This window comes from Gulosibacter chungangensis (assembly GCF_008831155.1).
Classification (GTDB): Bacteria; Actinomycetota; Actinomycetes; order Actinomycetales; family Microbacteriaceae; genus Gulosibacter; species Gulosibacter chungangensis.
In genome coordinates this window covers 192121-212361 of sequence record NZ_WBKB01000002.1, presented here as the reverse complement: position 1 = coordinate 212361, position 20241 = coordinate 192121, and the positions used below count along the sequence as shown (strand labels likewise).

The following is a 20241-nucleotide window of genomic DNA, read 5'->3' as shown; positions in this document are numbered from 1 at the left end:
GGTGAACACCTACCAAAGGGTCGCCCGCGAGATCACTGATTCGCTTCGAGCTCCTGGATGATTTCTGCGAGCGAGAGTGCTGCGGTGACGTCCGCTGCGGGGCGGCTTCTAGGTACCTCAGATCCAAGAATCTGGGCCACGAGGTCCCGGCCGATTTTTCGCGAGGTGAGTCCCACATCCTCCAAAATCTGGGATCGAGAAGCGTGATCGAGGAATTCGTCTGGCAGCCCCAGTTCCGTGACTGCCACCTCGACGTCCGCGGCACGTAGATCCTGCCGGATGCGGGTACCGATGCCGCCGATTCGGACGCCATCTTCCAAAGAAACCACGAATCGGTGATGTCGTGCGAGTTCGATGACGGACTCCGGAACCGGCACCACCCAGCGCGGGTCAACAACCGTGGCGCCGATGCCCTGCGCCTCGAGAAAATCCGCGACCTCAAGCGCAACCCTCGCCATTGACCCGACGGCGACGATGAGGACATCGCTCACCGAACCGAGCTTGAGTACATCCACGCCGTCATCGAGTCGCGATACCGCCTCGATATCTTCGCCTACGAGTCCTTTCGAATAACGCAGAACAGTAGGCGCATCGTCCACGGCGACAGCCTCCCGGAGCTCTTCGCGCAGCCGGGTCGCATCGCGCGGTGCGGCCATTCGAATTCCTGGGACCACTTGCAGTAGCGCGAGGTCCCACATGCCGTGGTGGCTCGGCCCGTCCGGCCCCGTGATGCCAGCCCGATCCAGCACAAAGGTAACCGGCGCACGATGAAGCCCCACGTCCATCAGCACCTGATCGAATGCGCGATTCATGAACGTCGCATAGATCGCCACGACCGGATGCAAGCCTCCGAACGCCATGCCGGCGGCCGAAGTGACGGCGTGCTGTTCAGCGATACCCACGTCAATCACCCGTTCGGGATATGCCGCCTTCATTGGGGCTAGGCCAACCGGTCGGAGCATTGCCGCCGTCACGGCAACAACGTCTTCCCGCTCGCCAGCAAGCTTCAGCATCTCTTCACCAAAGACTCCGGTCCACGACTGCCCCTCGTCCACAGCAAGCGGTTCACCCGTGCTTGGATCGATTTGTCCAACCGCGTGGAACTGGTCGTTGCGGTCCTCGGTGGCGAGGCGATAGCCGTGCCCCTTTTCGGTAATCGCGTGCACGATCACCGGTCCGCAATAGCGCTCCGCCTGTCGCAGCGCCTCCTCGAGCGCCGCGATATCGTGACCGTCGATTGGTCCGAGATACTTGATGTCGAGATTGGAATACAGCCGATCCACATTCGAAAAGCGCGAAAGGAAGCCGTGCATCCCGCCACGAACCGCGCGAAACACGCTGCGACCGAGCTTGCCACCGACCTTCGAAAAAGCTTCACCGGAACGGCGCTGCCAAGTCGTGTAAGTGCGGTCGGTGCGGACTCGATTGAGGAACCGGCCGACGCCACCGATTGTTGGCGCATAGGAACGACCGTTGTCGTTGATGACAATAACCATCCGACGACTGTTGTCGTCACTGATATTATTCAACGCTTCCCAGGTCATACCCCCGGTGAGTGCGCCGTCGCCGACGACGGCGACCACCGACCGGTCGTCCTCCCCCGCAAGGTGCCATGCGCGGGAGATCCCATCCGCCCAACTCAGCGAGCTGGATGCGTGCGAGGACTCCACAATGTCGTGCACCGATTCGGCGCGTTGCGGGTAGCCAGCGAGACCACCTCGCTCTCGAAGGCGATCAAAATCCTGCCTACCGGTAAGGAGTTTGTGGACGTAGGACTGATGGCCAGTATCGAACACGATCGCATCGCGTGGTGAATCAAACACACGATGTATCGCCAGGGTGAGCTCGACCACGCCAAGGTTGGGACCCAGATGGCCACCGGTGCGTGAGACATGTTCGATGAGGAAAGCACGAATCTCCGCGGCAAGTTGTTTCATCGCGCGCGAACTCAGGCCGCGCAAATCGCTCGGCTGAGAAATGGTGGGAAGAATTGCTTTGCCCAAGTGCTCCCCCTGCATTCGATCCCGAACGAGCTTCCTTTGCTGCCCGAATATCGCCCAATCCTAACCCTGGCACACCTGGAAGCCTGCCATTCGGTTAATGTGATTGGCGGGCCAGCGCGGTCGAAAGAATGCTCTTCCGCTCCGCCCTGGCCCGCCAAAGGCAAGGAGTCAGACTCGCGGTGAGTGACTACTTCTGCTTCTCAACGAGCGAACGCAGCACGTACTGCAGAATGCCACCGTTGCGGTAGTAGTCCGCTTCACCCGGTGTGTCGATCCGCACGACAGCGTCGAAGACAACCGGTTCGCGGCCCTCGGCCGAGAAGTCGGTGGGCGTTGCGGTAACCTTCACGGTCTTCGGGGTGCGGCCCTCATTGAGTTCCGTCAGACCCTCAATCGAGAAGCTTTCGGTACCGTCAAGGCCCAGCGAATCGGCCGACTCACCCTCGGGGAACTGCAGCGGCACAACGCCCATACCGATGAGGTTCGAACGGTGAATACGCTCGAAGCTTTCGGTGATCACGGCCTTGACGCCGAGGAGGCTCGTACCCTTGGCAGCCCAGTCACGCGAAGAACCGGTGCCGTATTCCTTGCCCGCGATGACCACGAGCGGGGTGTCTTGAGCGGCGTAGTTCTGCGCGGCATCGTAGATGTACGACTGCGGGCCACCGTCCTGGGTGAAGTCGCGAGTGTGACCACCCTCAACGCCATCCAAAAGCAGGTTCTTCAGACGAATGTTCGCGAAGGTACCGCGGATCATGATCTCGTGGTTACCACGGCGCGAACCGTAGGAGTTGAAGTCGCGACGCTCAACGCCGTGGCTAGCAAGGTACTGACCCGCGGGGCTCGCGGCAGCGATCGAACCGGCCGGCGAAATGTGGTCGGTGGTGGTCGAGTCGCCGAGCTTCACGAGCACACGAGCGTCCTTGATGTCCTCAACCGGGGTGAGCTCAAGGGTCATGCCGTCGAAGTACGAAGGCTTGCGGACGTAGGTCGAGTTCTCGTCCCACTCGAAGGTTGCACCGGTCGGGGTGGGCAGCGAACGCCAGCGCTCGTCACCCTCAAAGACCGAGGCGTACTCGTTGGTGTACATGTCGGTGTCGATGGACTCATCGATAACCTTCTGTACCTCGTCAGCCGAGGGCCAGATGTCCTTGAGGAAGACCTCGCCCCCGTCCTTGTCCTTACCGAGGGGCTCCTTGTCGAAATCGAAGTCCATCGAGCCCGCCAGCGCATACGCCACAACTAGCGGGGGCGACGCGAGGTAGTTCATCTTGACATCGGGGTTGATGCGTCCCTCGAAGTTACGGTTACCCGAAAGCACTGCCGTGACCGCGAGGTCATTCTCGTTGATGGCTTCCGAAATCGGCTCGTCGAGCGGACCCGAGTTACCGATGCAGGTGGTGCAGCCGTAACCGACCAGGTAAAAGCCAAGCTTGTCGAGGTACTCGGTCAGGCCCGACTTGTCGTAGTAGTTGGTGACAACCTTCGAACCCGGAGCCAGAGTGGTCTTGACCCAGGGCTTGGTCTGCAGGCCCTTCTCCACTGCGTTGCGCGCGAGCATACCGGCAGCCATCATGACCGAGGGGTTCGAGGTGTTGGTGCACGAGGTGATCGCGGCAATCGCGACCGAACCGTGGTCAATCTCGAATTCCTTCTCGCCGTCCTTGACGGTCACCGGCTTCGTGGCACGGTTGAACTCGTGGCCTGCCCGCTCGTAGTGGAGCGAGTCGACGTCTTCGCCCATGAGCTTGCCGGCGTCGGATGCGGGGAAGCTCGCCTCGCTGAGGACATCAACGAAGTCCATCTCGGTGCCGGCGTAGTCGCCGAGGTCGCTCGCGAACTGCTTCTTGGCATCGGTGAGCTCGATGCGGTCCTGCGGACGGCGGGGACCCGCGATCGAGGGAACCACGGTTGCCAGGTCGAGCTCGAGGTACTCGGAGAATTCGGGCTCGATCGAAGGGTCGTGCCACAGGTGCTGTTCCTTCGAGTAAGCCTCGACGAGACGGACCTGCTCCTCCGAACGACCGGTGAAACGCAGGTAGTTAAGCGTCTCCTCATCGATCGGGAACATCGCGGCCGTCGAACCGAACTCGGGCGACATGTTACCGATGGTGGCGCGGTTTGCCAGCGGCACGGCGCCGACACCGTCGCCGTAGAATTCCACAAACTTGCCGACAACTCCGTGCTGGCGAAGCATGTCGGTGATGGTGAGCACGACGTCAGTCGCGGTCACACCCATCGGGATCGAGCCCTTGAGCTTGAAGCCGACAACCTTTGGAATCAGCATCGATACGGGCTGGCCGAGCATTGCGGCCTCTGCCTCGATACCGCCAACACCCCAGCCGAGGACACCGAGACCGTTCACCATCGTGGTGTGCGAGTCGGTTCCCACGAGAGTGTCGGGGTACGCCTGCTTGACGCCATTTGCTTCGCGCACGAAGGTCACGCGGGCAAGGTACTCAATGTTGACCTGGTGGACGATACCGGTCCCAGGAGGCACAACCTTGAAGTCTTCGAAGGCACCCTGGCCCCAACGCAAGAACTGGTAGCGCTCACCGTTGCGCTGGTATTCGATCTCGACGTTGCGCTCGAAGGCATCCGAGTCACCGAAGAACTCAGCAATCACGGAGTGGTCGATAACCAGCTCGGCCGGAGCCTGCGGATTGATCTGCTCGGGGTTACCGCCGAGTTCTTTCACTGCCTCGCGCATGGTGGCGAGGTCCACAACACACGGCACACCGGTGAAGTCCTGCATCACCACGCGCGCGGGGGTGAACTGAATCTCGGTGTTGGGCTCTGCCTTCGGGTCCCAGTTACCGATGCCACTGATCTGGTCGGCCGTGACGTTCGCACCGTCCTCGGTACGAAGCTGGTTCTCAAGCAGAACCTTAAGGCTGAATGGCAACTTTTCGTAGCCTTCAACCTTGTCAATTCGATAAATCTCGTAATCGGTGCCGTCGACGTTAAGAACGTCTTTGGCCCCGAAGCTGTTCACTGCGCTCACGGTGCTCCTTACGATCGGGAAAAGTCTCTCGATATCAAGATACCTTACCCCATTGCTCTATCTCTCAATTACGCCCGACCCGAGTCGGGCGCTGTGGTTGCGGATTGTTCCGCATCTTCTACTTCGACCAGTGGCTTGAACACCGCGCGCACAAACAGCACAGTGATAACAACCAACACGCCGAACAGTGGTGCGCCCATCAGCAGGCGCGCAACGCCGAGTGCCTCTACCGCACCCGCGAAGTACATGGGCAGCTGAACTACCAGCCGCGCGGCGAAGAGCCCCACCCACACTCCGGTGATCAATTGCATCCAAGCGAGGATGCGAGGCTGCTTCCGCCAATCCCGCCACGAACCGTACATGGCACCAGAAATGATCCCGAGCAAGGGCCAACCCACGAGCATCGACACCAGCAGGGCGAGCCCATAGGCCGTATTTGTCCAAAACCCGACTAAGAAATAGTCCGTACCCTCGCCGCTGCGCAGGGCGAAAAAGCCGCTCACGAGGAGCCCAATCAACCCGCCAAGTGCCGATGCGGTGGGTTCCTTTCGAAGGCATCGAATCAGCAGGAAGATCGCACCGGCAAGTGCGGGTACCCCGACCGAAATCCACAGCGGTTCCAGCCCGAAAGGCAGCATTCCGCTATCCGCGACGACTCTCGTGGTCACCACATAGAGCACCAGGAAGAGCAGGCCCGGCAGCAGTGCCTCCACGATGCCTCGCCACCCGCCCATAGATACCAGCAGTGCCTCACCAGTTGAGGAAGAGTCCGCAACTTTCCCGAGGGCAGAGTTTTGCGCGGCAGCACGAATCTTCTGCTGCAGCTGCGCGTCCTCAGCGCTCATCGATTCGGGCGTTACTTCCTCGGCCATTGGCTATTTACCCGCCTGCTGTTCGCGCTGCTTCGCAGCCAACTGGTTTCGCTGCTCACGTTGCTTGGCCGCCGCGGCAGCCATCTGCTGCGCCATGGCTTCGGGAACCGTAAGTGGCAACAAATCGCGAGGCGGAATCGGGTTATTTCCTCGATCAACCACCACCCCGCGGAAAATCTCAATCATTGTTTTGAGCTTTGAGTCATCAGCTGTAGCTTGCCCAGAGACGACGCCGCGCAAGAACCAGCGCGGCCCATCCACTCCGAAAAATTGAACGACGCGAAGTTTGTCACCGCCCTGCACAATCGGAACCGAGGTGCGTAGGGAAATACCAAGCGCGGTGCTCTTCTCTTCCGAACGCCCACCCTGCTTCGCAACCTGCGCCGCCAGCTTGGTGCGCACATCCCGCCACAGCCCGCTGGAACGCGGCGAGGCGAACGCCTGCACCTGTAGCGTCGAGCCTTCGAAATCAAGCCCCACAGCAATCACGCGCTTCGTTTTGTCTTCAAATTCCAACCGCAAGGCCAAACCGCTGCGGGCCGGGATACGAAGCGGCCCGAGGTCGATATACGAGCCCTCACCGTCGTATTCGGAAATATCCAGGGGACCGTGCTCCGCACGGTCCTTCGGCGCTTCTTTCTCGTACTCCGCAGGCTCGTCCTCAGCGGCGTCATTCTCGAGCGCAGCGGCATCGGCTTCTTCGTCCTCAATAACGAGCCGATCAGCCTTGATGACCTCTTCTTTGCGCTTGAAAATGTCAAACAGTCCCATGTTTTCCTCGCCTAGACCTTTCTCACCTGGACGCCGTTCGATTCTTACAACCGGTGCGTACGGTTATTTACCTATCCGTTGTACCCGGTCGACCCAAACCCGGCATCCCCGCGCTCGCCATCCGGAAGCGTCGCCACGGGCACGAATTCAACTGCTGGAATCGGCAGCACTAAGAGTTGGGCAATCCGGTCACCGGCGCTCACAATATACGGCTCTCGCGGATCGGTGTTCAGCAGCGTGACCTTAAGCTCGCCGCGGTAACCAGAGTCGATCACTCCCGGTGCATTCACGATCGTGATGCCGTGCTTCGCGGCAAGCCCCGATCGAGGCGCCACCAGGCCAACGGTTCGCTCCGGCAACGCGATCGACGTACCGGTGCCAATGAGCGCGCGCTCCCCCGGCGCGAGCGTTACGGTCTCGGCCGCGTAGAGGTCCGCGCCAGCGTCGCCGGGATTAGCGTGGGTCGGAGTTTGGCCAGTGAACGGAATCTGAATCGGAGCAGTCACGATCAAAGGCTAGCCGACTTGGCTTGAAGACTCATTGCGCGAAAAATCTCAGGATCCTCATTAATCAAGATGGTGAAATGAGGAAGTGATTTACCGCGAACGAGTCTCTCCATCGATCTGGGTCTACATTATCGGCGCCATGATTGTCCCGGCAGTCTTCGTGGTCTTCATGCCCATCAATAAGCTGGTTGGCGGCATCCTCGCGATCGCGCTCTACGCGGGCTATTTGATTACGCTGTACACGGGATCCCCAATGATCGAAGTCGACAAGACCACGCTGCGCGTGGGCTCCGCCAAGGTACCCCTACAACATGTAGGCACGGCCACCGCACACCCCACGGCAGACGACGCCCGTTTACAGGCTGGCCCCAACTTGGATGCACGCGCCTGGACCTGCCTGCGCGGTTGGGTGTCGACATCCGCTCAAGTGGAAATCGTGGATGAACACGATCCCATCCCGTATTGGCTGTTTTCCACGCGGGAACCGGAGAAGGTCGTTGCCGCTATCCGCGAGGCCACTTCACAATTACCCGAGACGAAATAGTCGCCGAACTGCATCCGCAGCAACCGCAAATGAAGCCCGGGCCATGGCAGCTACTCCCCACGGAGTCGCGAATGTGACGCAACTGGAAAACACGCGACCGGAAAACAACTGTGACGCGATCAGACTCGGCTGAGTCCGATCGCGCCACAGTATTGTGTGAACGGCGTCGTACAGGCGAACTTACGCTGCGCAGTCGTTGCAGATCGGATTGTCTTCTGTCGAGTCCGGGGAGAGCTGCGAACGGTTCTTGATCAGGAAGCATTCCATGCAGGTGAACTCGTCATCCTGACGAGGAATCACGACGGTTTCAATCTCGACGTCGCTCAGGTCCGATGCCTCAAGTTCGAACCCGTGAACACCATCACCCTGGTCAATATCCACATTGGGTGAACCGGATGCGGGGACTCGTTCCTTGAGCGCCTCAATTGAGTCGGTGTCTTCGTCTGTCTTACGCGGGGCGTCGTAGTCGGTGGCCATAACCGTCCAATAAAGTCGAGATCTGTAAGGGGGTTCGTTTACCCCGTCGGCGCGCTATTCTGCACCAACTTTTGTCAGTTCGCAACTTAAGCCTCTGAATCCTATTGATTCCGCGGCGCGCGGGCGCGTTTCCAGAGTCTTTGCCTTCTGTCTGTGATCCTTAGCTGGATCCGAATTGGAGGAGGCACTCATGCAGGAACTTCGCTTCGTCGGCCTCGAAGACGATTGGCTCATTGCCACCAATGAAAATGGCGATCGCTTCCGGCTGCGCGCGGACGAGTCCCTTCGTGAGGCGCTGCGCCCGCGTCCGGCCGCCCGACCTGAAGGCCCGCGCGTGCCGCCTCGGCAAATTCAGCAGCTCATCCGTGCCGGTCGAACGGTCGAGGAAGTCGTCGAGCAGACCGGCGCCGATGCCGAAACCGTCGCGCGGTTTGAAGGTCCAATCCTTGCCGAACGCGGCTATATCGTCGAGCAGGCTCGCGCCGTTGGTGTGCGGCTGCAGCCACAAATCGACCCGCTTTCCCGCGATGGCGCCACTTTCGGTTCGACCATCGACGACCGTCTCGAGCAACTGGGTGCGAGTGAAATTCACTGGGATGCGTGGAAGGACCCCGAGACCGGGTGGCACGTGGGGCTCGACTTCATCACCGAAGACGTGGCGCGCAATGCCCTGTGGAACTTTGATCCGCGCTCACACACTCTGCAGCCCGCTTCACCCGCCGCAATCACGCTCTCACAGCAAGGCGAGCCCACCGCCCTCATGGGTCCGCACTTGCGGGCGGTAAAACGAGAACCCACCGATCGCGTCATCCCCGTCGACAATCTGGATGACCTGGGCGACGCCATGTCCCCTCAGGATCACACCGACCTCACGACGCATGAGACCGAAGACTTGCTGGAGGCGCTCCGTCGCCGACGCGGTGAGCGCCAGCACGCCACGTACGACGAAGAGGCAGAATTTGCGTTCGACGACAACGACGCCTCTGTTGCCGTCGAAGACCAAGAGGAAGCCTCATCCTCGCGGGTGACCCCCTTCGCTCGTCCTGTGCAGCAGGACGCCGCGAGCGAGCCCGCGGAAGCATCCTCCGAGCCCCTGGCACCGGCCAGCGCTGATTCAGCTGACCTTCGGCCCCACCAGGTTCCACTCGGGAACCTCGAGCCGGAACCCGCAGGACGCGGGCAGCGAGGCAAAATGAGCCGTAAGCGCGGTGGTCGACCCTCGATGCCCAGCTGGGATGAAATTGTCTTCGGCACCAAGGGCGACGACGACTAACGTTATCGCCCGGGATTTAGCGGAAGGCTCCGTGCCTGATAAGCGGCACGATCGTTTCCTCATTGGTGAGTGAACCGTGCTGCCCCACCATAAGACGCATGCTCGCGGGCATCTCCGGACCGAAATAGGTAACACAATCACGCGCGGCAACCACAATATCGCCGAGACGTTCAAAGGCCGGCGCCGCAACTTCCGCACCGTACAGACCGGTGGCGACCAGTTCATCCCGCGTGAAAATCCAGGCGCGTTCGCCCTCCGCATCCCGATATCGCTGCGCCAGCGCATTGGCTTCCACACCGTCCTCGAGGTAGATGTGCCGTAAGCGAGGCTCCCCCGCGATCGCCACCACACCGTCGAGTAGAGGCGGCGTAAAATCAATCTGGTCCGCGTGTGGAATATCGATCATGCCGTGATCCGCGGTGATCAGGACACCGATATCCTCGGGGAGCTGATCCAGCAGCTGAGCCACCGAGTAGTCCAATTCTTCAAGTTTCTCGAGCCAGGTGCCCGACTCAGAACCGTGCTTGTGCCCCGCCTGGTCGAGTTCCGCGTGATAGAGATATACGAGCGGGCGCTTCAGTTTTCGGCAGAGCTGGGCGGCGAGCTCCGCACGCTCAACCATCGTCTCGGCACCGTGGTAGGCGCCGCCCCGGAGCGCTGCCTGCGTGAGTCCCGAGTTGCGGTAGTCCTCAGTGGACACCACGACCGGGGATATTGGGGCGCGCTCGGCAACCAGCGATTCAAACACCGTGCTGCGAAGCTGCCAAGTGGCCGGGTCCATGCCGTCGCCCCAGCCCGAAAGCTGATTGCGATATTCACCGTTCCTGCGATCCCAAATCGAGTAGCCGACCAAACCGTGCGCCCCTGCAGCGGCGCCGGTCATCAGCGAGGTGATGCCAGCCACCGTGGTAGACGGGAAGCTCACGGCGATCTCCTCCGGCTGCCACCCGCGGACCGTGAACCGTGCGTGGCCGCCGCGCGTGCGCAACAGCGACTCACCGAGCCCGTCGACCAGCACAACCACTACCCCGCGAACCGCCGGGAGTCCAAGACTTCCCGACTCACCCTGCATCGCCGCGACACAGTTCGGCAACACGTCGGCGAGAGTTGGCGTGTTTTCGGGGCGGTTGAATACGATTGGCTCCATCCGCTTATCCTCCCACAGGCGGAATATCCCAGAACGAACGCCCGTGGTCACGGGCCGACAGGTACGAAGTGAGACGCATGGCGAAGACAGATTCTTCACAATCCGATTTCGAACGGATTGAGGACGTCGACGTCTCAGCCGAGATGCGTGGTTCCTTCCTCGAGTACGCATACTCCGTGATTTATTCGCGTGCCCTCCCGGATGCGCGCGACGGCCTGAAACCGGTGCAGCGACGCATCCTCTTCCAAATGACCGAGATGGGGCTGCGCCCCGACAAGGGCCACGTGAAATCCGCCCGCGTGGTGGGCGATGTGATGGGTAAGCTTCACCCCCACGGTGACAGCGCCATCTATGACGCGATGGTGCGCCTCGCGCAGCCATTCACCCAGCGTGTACCACTCATCGATGGCCACGGCAATTTCGGCTCCCTCGATGATGGCCCCGCAGCGCCGCGCTATACCGAGGCGCGCCTGACAGCGGCGGCACTGGCGCTCACCGAATCGCTCGACGAAGACGTGGTCGACTTCGTTCCGAACTATGACAATTCCATTCAGCAACCGGAGGTGCTCCCTGCTGCCTGGCCGAATCTCCTAGTCAACGGCGCTTCCGGCATCGCCGTGGGTATGGCCACGAATATGGCTCCGCATAATCTCGGCGAGGTGATTTCGGCGGCCCAGCACCTGCTCGAGCACCCGGACGCCACGCTCGTCGATCTCATGCAGCACGTGCCCGGCCCGGACCTACCCGGCGGTGCCCGGATCATCGGTCTCGATGGCGTGCGTGATGCTTATGAGACCGGCCGCGGCTCATTCCGGATGCGGGCCACCGCTGCAATTGAGAACGTCACCGCCCGGCGCAAAGGCATTGTCGTCACTGAGCTGCCCTACCTTGTCGGGCCTGAAAAGGTCATTGAGCGCATCAAGCAGGGTGTGCAGTCGAAGAAGCTCACTGGCATCTCCTCGGTCACCGATCTCACCGACCGCAAACACGGCATGAAGCTCGTCATCGAGCTCAAGACCGGATTCGTGCCCGAGGCGGTACTGGAACAGCTCTACCGGCACACGCCCTTGGAAGAGTCCTTCCACATCAATAACGTTGCCCTCGTCGACGGGGCTCCGCAGACACTCGGGCTGCGGGATCTCCTCGATGTCTACCTGCGACACCGTGTCTCGGTAGTCCGTCGCCGCAGCGAATTCCGACTCGGTAAGCGCCGTGACCGGCTCCATCTGGTTGAAGGCTTGCTGATCGCAATCCTCGATATTGACGAAGTCATTCAGATCATTCGTTCTTCGGATGACGCTGAGGCTGCCCGCGGACGTTTGCAGATCGTGTTTGATCTGTCCGAACGTCAGGCCGAGTACATCCTCGAGTTGCGTTTGCGTCGACTCACGAAGTTTTCCCGCATCGAGCTTGAGGCAGAAGCCGACCAGCTGCGAAAGGAAATCGAAGAACTCGAGGCGCTCCTCGCATCCGAAGCCCTGCTGCGCAGTCAGGTCAGCCGCGAGCTCAGTGAGGCAGCAGATGCCTTCGCAACCCCGCGTCGCACCGTGCTCATCGAAGGTGATGCCCAGATTCAGGCTTCGGCCAAGTCCGCAAAGTCCGCGACCCCAGAGTCCCTGCAGATGCCGGATGTGCCTACTCGCGTGCTGCTATCGACCACCGGCAAGATCTTGCGCATCGAGCTTGGCGAAGACGATACCTTCCCACAGCCACGACGTCGTTCGAAACACGATGCGATTCTCGCGGAGGTGAAAACCTCAACGCTCTCGCATATTGGCGCCGTCACGAATACCGGTGTGGTGTATCGAGCAACACCGGTTTCCCTTCCCGCATCCCCCGCGGCATCGGCGCTCATGAGCGCCGGAGTTTCAGCCCGCGAGTACTTCGGCATTACCGATCGCAAGGAGCAGATCGTCGGGCTCGTGCCGCTCGGTGTGGACACTCCGCTGGCGCTGGCAACGAAGCAGGGCGTCGTGAAGCGCGTGAATCCGGCAGAGTGGAAGGCACAGCACGAATTGAGCGCCATCACATTGAAGCCGGGCGACGAAGTGGTGGGAGCCGCCCACGCCGACGACAGTGCGCAGCTCGTGTTCGTCACGAGCGATGCCCAGCTGCTGCACTACTCGGCGTCGCTAGTGCGCCCACAGGGTTTAGCCGCCGGAGGCATGGCGGGCATCCGGGTGGGTGATGACGCACGCGTCATCAGCTTCTCGGTACTTACCCCGGATGAGTCCGAACGTGCTGTGGTCGTCACCATCGCGGAGCCCCCAGCCGACGAGGCACTCTTTGGGAATGTGCTCGGAAGCGCGAAGGTGAGCGAGTTTTCCGAGTTCCCCGGAAAGGGCCGCGCCACCGGTGGTGTGCGTGCGCAGCGCTTTGTTCGCTCGGAGTCGCAGCTTGCTCTGGCCTGGGTTGGGCCCGGTCCGGTGCGAGCTACCGCGAAAGACGGTGCGGTGCGCGGGCTCCCGCAGGGCTTCGCCAAGCGGGATGCTTCCGGCACACAGCTCGAGGCCCAGGTGGATGCACTGGGCCGCGCCATGGGCGACCCCGAGGCAGCGAGCGAATAACAAACGTTCCTTGAGTAGCGCAACACGCTACTCAAGGAGCTGAAGTTACTTACCTCGAAACTCAGGCTTACGCTTTTCTTGGAAGGCTTTGAAGCCTTCCGCGTAGTCCTCGCTCAGGCAGAGTTGACCCTGCGCTTTGTTCTCATCAGCAATCGATTCCCACATACCAATCCGCTGATCGCGGATCTGCTGCACGAGGGCTTTCGAGGTGGCGAAGGCAAGTTGCGCTCCCCCGGCAACGCGATGCACGCGTTCTCGAGTGAATTCGAGGAGGTCCTCATCTGGCACCCAGCGGCTGAACAGCCCCTGCTCTACCGCCTCGCGACCCGTCATGAATTCCGCAGTGTAGATGAGGTCCAGGGTGCGGTGGGTCCCGAGCCGTTCGGTGAACAACCAGTGGCCGCCCGAATCGAGCGTGGCCCCGAGGTTCGCGAAGGGCGACCCAATCTTCGCCGATTCGGCAACGTAGACCACGTCCGTTGCGATCGCGAGTCCCAATCCCACACCGAGGCAGGCGCCTTGCACCGCGGCAAATGTGGGAGCCGGGAAGCTACTGATCTTTTGCAAGACCCCGGTGACTCGATTTCCCAGAAAGTCGGCGACGTCATCCGTTTGCGGGTCGACTCCAGCAATGTCGCGTCCGGCGCAGAATGCGCGACCTTCGCCGCGAAGAAGCAGTGCCTTTACCTCCGCGGCTGCCGCCTCATCGAGTCTTGCGCTCAATTCCACCAGGTCCGCTTGGCCCAGCGAGTTCAGTTTCTTTGGCGCATTCAATACGATCTCGGCGACATCCTCAGCGATGTGCAGTTCGATCATTCCCATGCAGGTGGTCCCTCTCTGTTCGTCACGGCTGAGCATTTGTCACGGCTGAGCATTTTGACAGTCGAGCCGTGATGCGGGTGCAATTAGGCGTCGAAGTCGACGGTGACCTTGTCACTTGTGGGCCGGGCCTGGCAGGTGAGTACGTAGCCGTTATCGACATCATCCTTTTCGAGCGCGTAGTTCTCCGCCATGTCGACGCTGCCGCAGGTGACCTTTGCCCGGCAGGTGCCACAGACGCCGCCCGCACAAGCGAAGGGGACGTCTGGGCGCACACGAAGTGCCGCGTTCAGGACCGTCTCGCGCGCATCCTTGGGGGACTTCACGTCGCCACTGAGACCATCGAGGACAAAGCTAATCTCGAAATTATCGCCCTCCGGATCGACTTCCACCGGACGCCCCGCACTGGACTGAGCGCCCTCCCCCGGCTGACCGGTCGAGAACAGTTCAAAGCGAACCCTCTCTTCGGCCACTTCCCGTTCGCTGAGCTCATCCCGAATCATCTGCACCAGCTCGAATGGTCCGCACAGGAACCACTCGTCCACATTCGGCACGTCGATGATGTACTCAAAGATCTGCGCGAGTTTTTCAGCATCGAGACGACCGGAATAGATTGGTGCCTGTCGCTGCTCCCTCGAGAGCACGTGGTGCACCGCAAGCCGTGTGGGATAGCGGTCCTTCAGATCGGCAAGGTCCTCCAGAAACATCACGTCCGAAGCCGCGCGGTTTGCATAAATTAGGTCGACTTGCGTCCCCGGATGCTCGAGCAGCGATTTTGCAATCGCAATCACGGGGGTAATTCCCGATCCGGCCGCCGCGGCCACGAAGTGATCCGCACCGGTGGCGATTACTTCGGCGCTAACCTTTTCCGGGTCATTCATCCCCGTGAGCTGGTGCTTCGAGACGAATACGCCCTGCGGGCTCATCACGTCCATTTCGAAACCGGCTGCGAGGTTGTCGTTCGCCCAGTTCGAAAAGAGCCCACCCAGGTCACGCTTGATACCGACCTTAATGGTGCCCGGAGTGGGTGCCTCACAAATCGAATAACTACGACGGACATCTTGGCCCTCGATGTTCGCGCGCAGGGCGACATACTGGCCGGCCACGTAGTCATACTCGTCTTGCAAGGCTTCCGGCACCGCGAAAGAAACCTCAATCGCGTTGTCGGTGAGCTTGCGCACCTGGCTCACTGCGAGGGTGTGAAAGACAGCTCGGCGACGCGCCTGGCCCGCCTCATTTCCGCCGCCAGCGTTCTCGGCGCCAAGGTTCTCGGCGCCGGATTCAACAGTTGCTTCAGTCACTAGTGCACCTTGAAATAGTCAAACGGTTCCTTGCAGTTGGCGCACTGGTACAGCGCCTTGCAGGCCGTCGAGCCAAATCGGCTCAATTCGTTCGTCTTAATGGAGCCACAGCGAGGGCAACGGATCGCGAGCGTAAGTCGCTTCGGCCCCCGCTGCATCCCCACGGCAGCTTTCCCGCTGGGGGCCGCGATGCCGTACTCTTCGAGCTTCTTGCGTCCCGCCGGGGTCATCCAGTCGGTTGTCCACGCGGGGGCGAGGGCCATGGTTACCTCGAATCGCTCATAACCGGCTTCGCGCAACGCCTGCTCCACATCAGCCTTGATGGTGTCCATGGCTGGGCAACCCGAGTAGGTCGGGGTGAGGATTACCTGCGGGGTGCCATCGGATGCGATGAGCACCTCGCGGAGGATCCCGATGTCGATCAGCGTCAACACTGGAATCTCTGGATCACACACGGTGCCCACGACATCCCACACCCGCGCTGCCTCCGGATCGGTGGGTCGCTGCGCCACGTTCTTGTCGAGCTGGTCATTTTTGTCGAGTTGATCGATCATCATTCCCTACCAGGTCACGCCGGGGTGCTTGCGGGCAAGCACCTGCATTTCCGCCAGCAAGGGCCCGAGCGCTTCGCGGTGCTCGCCTCGACGACCGCCGGTAACGGCTTGCTTGACGTCTGGGACCTTGAGGCCGGCCTGCTCAATCGCCTCGGTAATTCGAGGCATTACCGCTTCACGCAGTTCCGATGGGCGCACTGCGATCGGGCCGAGCGTTTCGATGAGTTCATCATTTTGGAAGAGCTCATCCACATAGGGCCAGAAATACTCGAGCGCTGCCTGCAGGCGACGGTTCGATTCTTCTGTGCCGAGGCCGAGTCGCTGGGTCCATTCCTCCGCGTGATCGACGTGATAGTCAAGCTCTTTGGATGCTTTGGCCGCGATGGCAGCGATCGTCTCGTCCGCAGACTGTTCCAGCCGCTTCCACTGCTCAAAGGCATAGTGGGAATAGATCAGCTGACGAGCGACCATCTCGCCGAAGTCGTGTCCCGGGAACTGCACCAGGTGCAGGCAACGGAATTCCTCTTCCTCGCGGAAGTAGGCCAGATCATCCTCGGTCTTATCCCAGGCCGAACCAGCAAAGGTGAGCAGTACGCGCGCGTGCCCAATCAGGTCCAGCGCGATATTTCCAAGCGCAATGTCCTCTTCGAGCTCGGGGGCTCGCGATACCCACCACAGCATGTTCTGCGCCAAAATCAGCGCATCATCGCCCAAGCGCAATGCGTACTGGGCGACGTCATCGCTCGCCTGCACGCCGGCTTGTTGCAGTTCCTCGCTCGTGAGCGCATAGCCCGCCGAGATGAGGGTGGCCGAATCGAAGCCTGCTCCCCCGCTCATAGGTGCTTCACCCCTTCGGATTTCGTGTAGTACGTCGCGTGACGGTAGTTCTTCCCCTGCGAGGACTCGAAATACGCGTCCTTGTAGTCGGGGTCGGACGCGACGATGTCCTCGCTGCGCACCACCCACAGCGACACACCCTCATTGCGGCGGGTGTACAGGTCGCGCGCATTGCGCAGCGCCATCTTGGCATCGGGCGCGTGAAGGGAACCCGCGTGCACGTGGCTAAGACCACGCGAGGAGCGGACGAACACCTCCCACAGCGGCCATTGGTTTCGCTGAATCGGCGCAGCGACATTGCTCTTTTCGCTCATTGCGTTTCTCTCCGTTGAGTGGGTGGGTTGCTCTCGCACAACCCACCCGAACAGTTGATGTCGGAATGTAGTTAGGCCACCGCGGCGGTCTGTGCCTCGGCTTCGGCCTGCTTGCGGGCGTATTCTGCAGCGGCTTCACGAACCCAGGCGCCGTTTTCATGCGCGGCCCGGCGGTGTGCGAGGCGCTGTGCGTTGGCCGGACCGTGGCCCTTGATCACACCGAAGAACTCGTCCCAGTCGAGCTCGCCATAGTCGTAGTGGCCGCGCTCCTCGTTCCATTTCAAGTCCGGGTCCGGGAGCGTCAGCCCGAGCGCCTCCGCCTGGGGGACGATCATGTCGACGAAACGCTGACGCAGCTCGTCATTCGAGAAGCGCTTAATGTTCCAGGCCATTGACTGCTGGGAGTTCGGGGACTGGTCATCGGGCGGACCAAACATCTGCAGCGCAGGCCCATACGTGCGGTTCACCGCATCCTGCGCCATCTGCTTCTGCGCTGGAGTGCCGTTGGAAAGCGTGTAGAGAATTTCCCAACCCTGGCGCTGGTGGAAGGACTCTTCCTTGCAAATGCGAACCATGGCTCGGCCGTAGGGGCCGTAGGAGCAGCGGCACAGCGGAACCTGGTTGCAGATCGCGGCACCGTCAACCAGCCAGCCGATTGCACCCATATCTGCCCAGGTGCGCGCGGGGTAGTTAAAGATCGAGGAATACTTTGCCTTGCCATCGAGCAGCTGCTGGACAAGTTCGTCACGCGGTGTGCCAAGCGTCTCGGCGGCCGAGTAGAGATAGAGTCCGTGGCCCGCTTCGTCCTGCACCTTCGCGGTGAGGATCGCCTTGCGCTTTAGCGAAGGCGCACGCGTAATCCAGTTGCCCTCGGGTTGCATGCCGATGATCTCGGAGTGAGCGTGCTGGGCGATCTGCCGAGTGAGTGTCTTGCGGTATGCCTCGGGCATCCAGTCAGCGGGTTCGATGCGGGAGTCCCGCGCGATGATGTCGTCGAAATACGCCTGGGCGCGCTCGAGGTCAGCGTCGTCGCGGTGTGGGATCTCGGTTACGTTGTTCGTCATGCGGAGGTCTCCTTCGACGTAACTAGCGATGTGGTCAGGGTCGTGATGCGGGTGAAATCACCCAAAGCTGCACTGCTTCAACATTACAGACCGTGCGTTCAGTTTATGCGTTATTTCTGCCAGGTCAAGTCACCCCATGGCGGATGTTCAGGACTTCGTAATCAGTTCGTTTCAATATGACATTCGCCAAAATTCAAACTTTTCTGTAAGACTGTTCAGGAATTCACGACGAAGTGGATGGAGACAATGAATTCAACGAAGAACACCATCGCGGAACGCGACCTCGCACAGCACCATCCTGTATTGAAAGATGACTTTGCGAGCCAGTGGATGGGCATCCGCGTCAACAAGGCCCAGTACGGCGACGTCGAAATCCAGATGGAGCTTCGTCAGGAGATGCTCAACGGCTTCGCCATGGCGCACGGTGGCATGGTATTTGCCTTCGCGGACAGTGCATTTGCAATGGCATGCAATGACCCGACAGACACCGAGCACATCACCGTGGCTTCCGGTGTAGATGTAAATTTCCTACGTTCTGCGCGTGCCGGACAAACCCTCACAGCCCGTGCGCGCGCCGTCCACCAGGGCCGCAGCGGCCTCTACGACATCGAGGTAACTGCGCAGGATTCGAAGGGTTCGCAACCCGAACTCATCCTCGTTTTCCGCGGCCGCAGCCGCACGATTCCGCGACCCAAAACCGACTAGCCGCAAACCCACCAACCGGTTCCGGCGCAGCCTCGATACATCACCCTTCCCCACATCGATTTCTTCACATCACGCTTAATGCCGTCAATGACGACACCGAGAGAAAAGGCAACCGCAGTGACTATCCCATTCGATCTCGACACCCTCGATCCAGAAGAGCAAATGAGCCGGCAGGAGCTCGAAGCGCTACAACTGGAGCGGCTTCAGTGGACCGTTCGACATGCGTACGAGAACGTGCCGATGTACCGCAAGAAGTTCGACGAACACGGCGTCTCCCCCGATGACCTCCAGAGCCTCGAGGACTTGGCAAAGTTCCCGTTCACAACCAAGGAAGACCTCCGCGAAAACTACCCGTTCAAAACCTTCGCGGTGCCGATGGATCAGATTCGCCGCATCCATGCCTCATCCGGAACGACCGGTCGCCCCACTGTGGTGGGGTACACCGAGCACGACCTGGACGTCTGGGCACAGGTGGTTGCTCGAGTGCTGCGGCTCGCCGGGGCACGCAAGGGCGATCGCGTGCACAACGCCTACGGATATGGGCTGTTCACGGGTGGGCTCGGCGCGCACGACGGAATTGAGCGTGCCGGCCTGACAGTGATCCCGATGTCCGGTGGCCAAACCGCGCGCCAGGTACAGATGATGGCCGATTTCGAACCCCGCATCATCATGTGCACCCCCTCGTACCTCCTCACGATCCTCGATTACATGCGCCAGAACGGCCTGGATGCACGCAACACCTCGATTGAGATTGCAATCCTCGGCGCCGAACCGTGGAGCGAGGAAATGCGTCGCGAAATTGAATCGGGCTTTGATCTCAAGGCGGTCGACATCTACGGCCTGTCGGAACTGATGGGACCGGGTGTCGCTGGCGAATCCGCCGAATTCCAAAACGGGTCCACAATCTGGGAAGACCTGTTCATCCCGGAAATTCTCGACAAGGACGACCTGACTAAAGTCCTTCCTGATGGCGAAGAGGGCGAGCTCGTGTTCACCTCACTCACCAAGGAAGCGATGCCGATTATTCGCTATCGCACCAAGGACCTCTCCGTGCTCATGCCGGGTGACGCGCGCCCGAATATGCGAAGGATGCGGAAGGTACGTTCCCGTACCGACGACATGATTATTCTGCGCGGCGTGAATATGTTTCCCTCGCAGATTGAGGAACTCGCGCTCAACCAACGGGCGCTCAGCCCCTACTACCACCTTGAACTCACGAATCCCAAGCGCATGGACGAACTCACCGTGGTAATCGAGCGTCGTCCCGAATTCACCATGGAGGAAGCCGAGGCCTGTGCCCGGGCACTCCAGAGTGACATTAAGGTGCGCATTGGTTCCTCGGTGCGCATCCACGTCGTGGACCCAAACACCGTTGCGCGTTCGGAAGGCAAAGCCAAACGGATCTACGACTACCGCGATCGTGACCACAGCGAATACCCGGCACACCACCTGCCGGTTCACCGCTAACTTGCCTTGGCGAACT

At 60.7% G+C, this 20241-nt stretch carries 18 protein-coding genes; 5 read left to right on the top strand and 13 right to left on the bottom strand.

Going from position 1 to position 20241, the window contains the following annotated elements; all coding sequences use genetic code 11:
• Positions 1-32: 32 nt before the first annotated feature.
• The 5 genes from dxs to dut all read right to left on the bottom strand — a co-directional run bounded on the left by dxs (position 33) and on the right by dut (position 7156).
• Positions 33-2003, bottom strand: a complete 1971-nt coding sequence (dxs, locus tag F8O05_RS04345) for a 1-deoxy-D-xylulose-5-phosphate synthase (RefSeq protein WP_225735726.1) — start codon at positions 2001-2003, stop codon at positions 33-35.
• A 187-nt stretch (positions 2004-2190) separates the two neighbouring features.
• The gene (gene acnA, locus F8O05_RS04340) at positions 2191-5007 is read right to left on the bottom strand and encodes an aconitate hydratase AcnA (RefSeq protein ID WP_158051536.1); all 2817 of its coding nucleotides are present in this window, start codon (positions 5005-5007) and stop codon (positions 2191-2193) included.
• Positions 5008-5075: 68 nt separating this feature from the next.
• A complete protein-coding gene (locus F8O05_RS04335) occupies positions 5076-5879 on the bottom strand; it encodes a DUF3159 domain-containing protein (RefSeq protein ID WP_158051535.1) in 804 nt (267 codons plus the stop codon).
• A gap of 3 nt (positions 5880-5882) precedes the next feature.
• Positions 5883-6650, bottom strand: a complete 768-nt coding sequence (locus F8O05_RS04330; RefSeq protein ID WP_158051534.1) for a DUF3710 domain-containing protein — start codon at positions 6648-6650, stop codon at positions 5883-5885.
• 71 nt (positions 6651-6721) lie between these two features.
• Positions 6722-7156, bottom strand: coding sequence for a dUTP diphosphatase (dut, locus tag F8O05_RS04325; protein WP_158051533.1), 435 nt, complete (start codon positions 7154-7156; stop codon positions 6722-6724).
• Between the two features lie 85 nt (positions 7157-7241).
• Here dut and F8O05_RS04320 point away from each other — a divergent pair, with 85 nt between their 5' ends.
• A complete protein-coding gene (locus tag F8O05_RS04320; protein WP_158051532.1) occupies positions 7242-7700 on the top strand; it encodes a DUF3093 domain-containing protein in 459 nt (152 codons plus the stop codon).
• A gap of 180 nt (positions 7701-7880) precedes the next feature.
• On the opposite strand, the gene F8O05_RS04315 is transcribed toward F8O05_RS04320, so the two are convergent.
• Positions 7881-8177 carry a DUF4193 domain-containing protein gene (locus F8O05_RS04315; protein WP_158051531.1) on the bottom strand — a complete coding sequence of 99 codons (297 nt, stop codon included), beginning with the start codon at positions 8175-8177 and terminating at the stop codon, positions 7881-7883.
• A gap of 190 nt (positions 8178-8367) precedes the next feature.
• Here F8O05_RS04315 and sepH point away from each other — a divergent pair, with 190 nt between their 5' ends.
• Entirely contained in the window at positions 8368-9450 is a 1083-nt protein-coding gene (gene sepH / locus F8O05_RS04310) for a septation protein SepH (RefSeq protein WP_158051530.1), read from the top strand.
• Positions 9451-9466: 16 nt separating this feature from the next.
• On the opposite strand, the gene F8O05_RS04305 is transcribed toward sepH, so the two are convergent.
• Positions 9467-10597 (bottom strand): alkaline phosphatase family protein, encoded by a 1131-nt coding sequence (locus tag F8O05_RS04305; protein ID WP_192497033.1) that lies wholly within the window; start codon positions 10595-10597, stop codon positions 9467-9469.
• Between the two features lie 77 nt (positions 10598-10674).
• Between F8O05_RS04305 and F8O05_RS04300 the strand changes: the two genes are divergently transcribed.
• The gene (locus F8O05_RS04300; RefSeq protein ID WP_158051528.1) at positions 10675-13164 is read left to right on the top strand and encodes a DNA gyrase/topoisomerase IV subunit A; all 2490 of its coding nucleotides are present in this window, start codon (positions 10675-10677) and stop codon (positions 13162-13164) included.
• 45 nt (positions 13165-13209) lie between these two features.
• Here the strand turns inward: F8O05_RS04300 and F8O05_RS04295 are convergent, their stop codons facing one another.
• The 6 genes from F8O05_RS04295 to paaA all read right to left on the bottom strand — a co-directional run bounded on the left by F8O05_RS04295 (position 13210) and on the right by paaA (position 18053).
• Complete coding sequence (locus F8O05_RS04295; protein WP_158051749.1) at positions 13210-13980, bottom strand: enoyl-CoA hydratase/isomerase family protein; 771 nt, start codon at positions 13978-13980, stop codon at positions 13210-13212.
• An 89-nt stretch (positions 13981-14069) separates the two neighbouring features.
• On the bottom strand, positions 14070-15284 hold the full coding sequence (gene paaE, locus F8O05_RS04290) for a 1,2-phenylacetyl-CoA epoxidase subunit PaaE (protein ID WP_158051527.1): 1215 nt from the start codon (positions 15282-15284) through the stop codon (positions 14070-14072).
• Positions 15284-15838 carry a 1,2-phenylacetyl-CoA epoxidase subunit PaaD gene (gene paaD, locus F8O05_RS04285; protein ID WP_158051748.1) on the bottom strand — a complete coding sequence of 185 codons (555 nt, stop codon included), beginning with the start codon at positions 15836-15838 and terminating at the stop codon, positions 15284-15286. Before paaD ends, paaE begins: the two co-directional genes overlap by 1 nt.
• A 6-nt stretch (positions 15839-15844) precedes the next feature.
• Entirely contained in the window at positions 15845-16675 is an 831-nt protein-coding gene (gene paaC, locus F8O05_RS04280; RefSeq protein WP_158051526.1) for a 1,2-phenylacetyl-CoA epoxidase subunit PaaC, read from the bottom strand.
• Entirely contained in the window at positions 16672-16989 is a 318-nt protein-coding gene (paaB, locus tag F8O05_RS04275; protein ID WP_158051525.1) for a 1,2-phenylacetyl-CoA epoxidase subunit PaaB, read from the bottom strand. The genes paaC and paaB overlap by 4 nt, the downstream gene beginning before the upstream one ends.
• 71 nt (positions 16990-17060) lie before the next feature.
• The gene (gene paaA, locus F8O05_RS04270; protein ID WP_158051524.1) at positions 17061-18053 is read right to left on the bottom strand and encodes a 1,2-phenylacetyl-CoA epoxidase subunit PaaA; all 993 of its coding nucleotides are present in this window, start codon (positions 18051-18053) and stop codon (positions 17061-17063) included.
• Positions 18054-18299: 246 nt separating this feature from the next.
• Here paaA and F8O05_RS04265 point away from each other — a divergent pair, with 246 nt between their 5' ends.
• Together F8O05_RS04265 and F8O05_RS04260 are read left to right on the top strand one after the other, a co-directional pair.
• Positions 18300-18758 (top strand): hotdog fold thioesterase, encoded by a 459-nt coding sequence (locus tag F8O05_RS04265; RefSeq protein ID WP_225735725.1) that lies wholly within the window; start codon positions 18300-18302, stop codon positions 18756-18758.
• An 87-nt stretch (positions 18759-18845) separates the two neighbouring features.
• Complete coding sequence (locus F8O05_RS04260; protein ID WP_158051523.1) at positions 18846-20225, top strand: AMP-binding protein; 1380 nt, start codon at positions 18846-18848, stop codon at positions 20223-20225.
• Positions 20226-20241: the final 16 nt, after the last annotated feature.

Bases quoted from the DNA above. Each gene is read 5' to 3' on its own strand.
- F8O05_RS04265 (WP_225735725.1), top strand. From the start codon at position 18,300: ATGAATTCAACGAAGAACACCATCGCGGAACGCGACCTCGCACAGCAC.
- F8O05_RS04300 (WP_158051528.1), top strand. From the start codon at position 10,675: ATGGCGAAGACAGATTCTTCACAATCCGATTTCGAACGGATTGAGGAC.
- sepH (WP_158051530.1), top strand. From the start codon at position 8,368: ATGCAGGAACTTCGCTTCGTCGGCCTCGAAGACGATTGGCTCATTGCC.
- F8O05_RS04335 (WP_158051535.1), bottom strand. From the start codon at position 5,879: ATGGCCGAGGAAGTAACGCCCGAATCGATGAGCGCTGAGGACGCGCAG.
- F8O05_RS04305 (WP_192497033.1), bottom strand. From the start codon at position 10,597: ATGGAGCCAATCGTATTCAACCGCCCCGAAAACACGCCAACTCTCGCC.
- F8O05_RS04315 (WP_158051531.1), bottom strand. From the start codon at position 8,177: ATGGCCACCGACTACGACGCCCCGCGTAAGACAGACGAAGACACCGAC.
- F8O05_RS04295 (WP_158051749.1), bottom strand. From the start codon at position 13,980: ATGATCGAACTGCACATCGCTGAGGATGTCGCCGAGATCGTATTGAAT.
- F8O05_RS04260 (WP_158051523.1), top strand. From the start codon at position 18,846: ATGACGACACCGAGAGAAAAGGCAACCGCAGTGACTATCCCATTCGAT.
- paaD (WP_158051748.1), bottom strand. From the start codon at position 15,838: ATGATCGATCAACTCGACAAAAATGACCAGCTCGACAAGAACGTGGCG.
- paaB (WP_158051525.1), bottom strand. From the start codon at position 16,989: ATGAGCGAAAAGAGCAATGTCGCTGCGCCGATTCAGCGAAACCAATGG.
- paaA (WP_158051524.1), bottom strand. From the start codon at position 18,053: ATGACGAACAACGTAACCGAGATCCCACACCGCGACGACGCTGACCTC.
- F8O05_RS04330 (WP_158051534.1), bottom strand. From the start codon at position 6,650: ATGGGACTGTTTGACATTTTCAAGCGCAAAGAAGAGGTCATCAAGGCT.
- paaC (WP_158051526.1), bottom strand. From the start codon at position 16,675: ATGAGCGGGGGAGCAGGCTTCGATTCGGCCACCCTCATCTCGGCGGGC.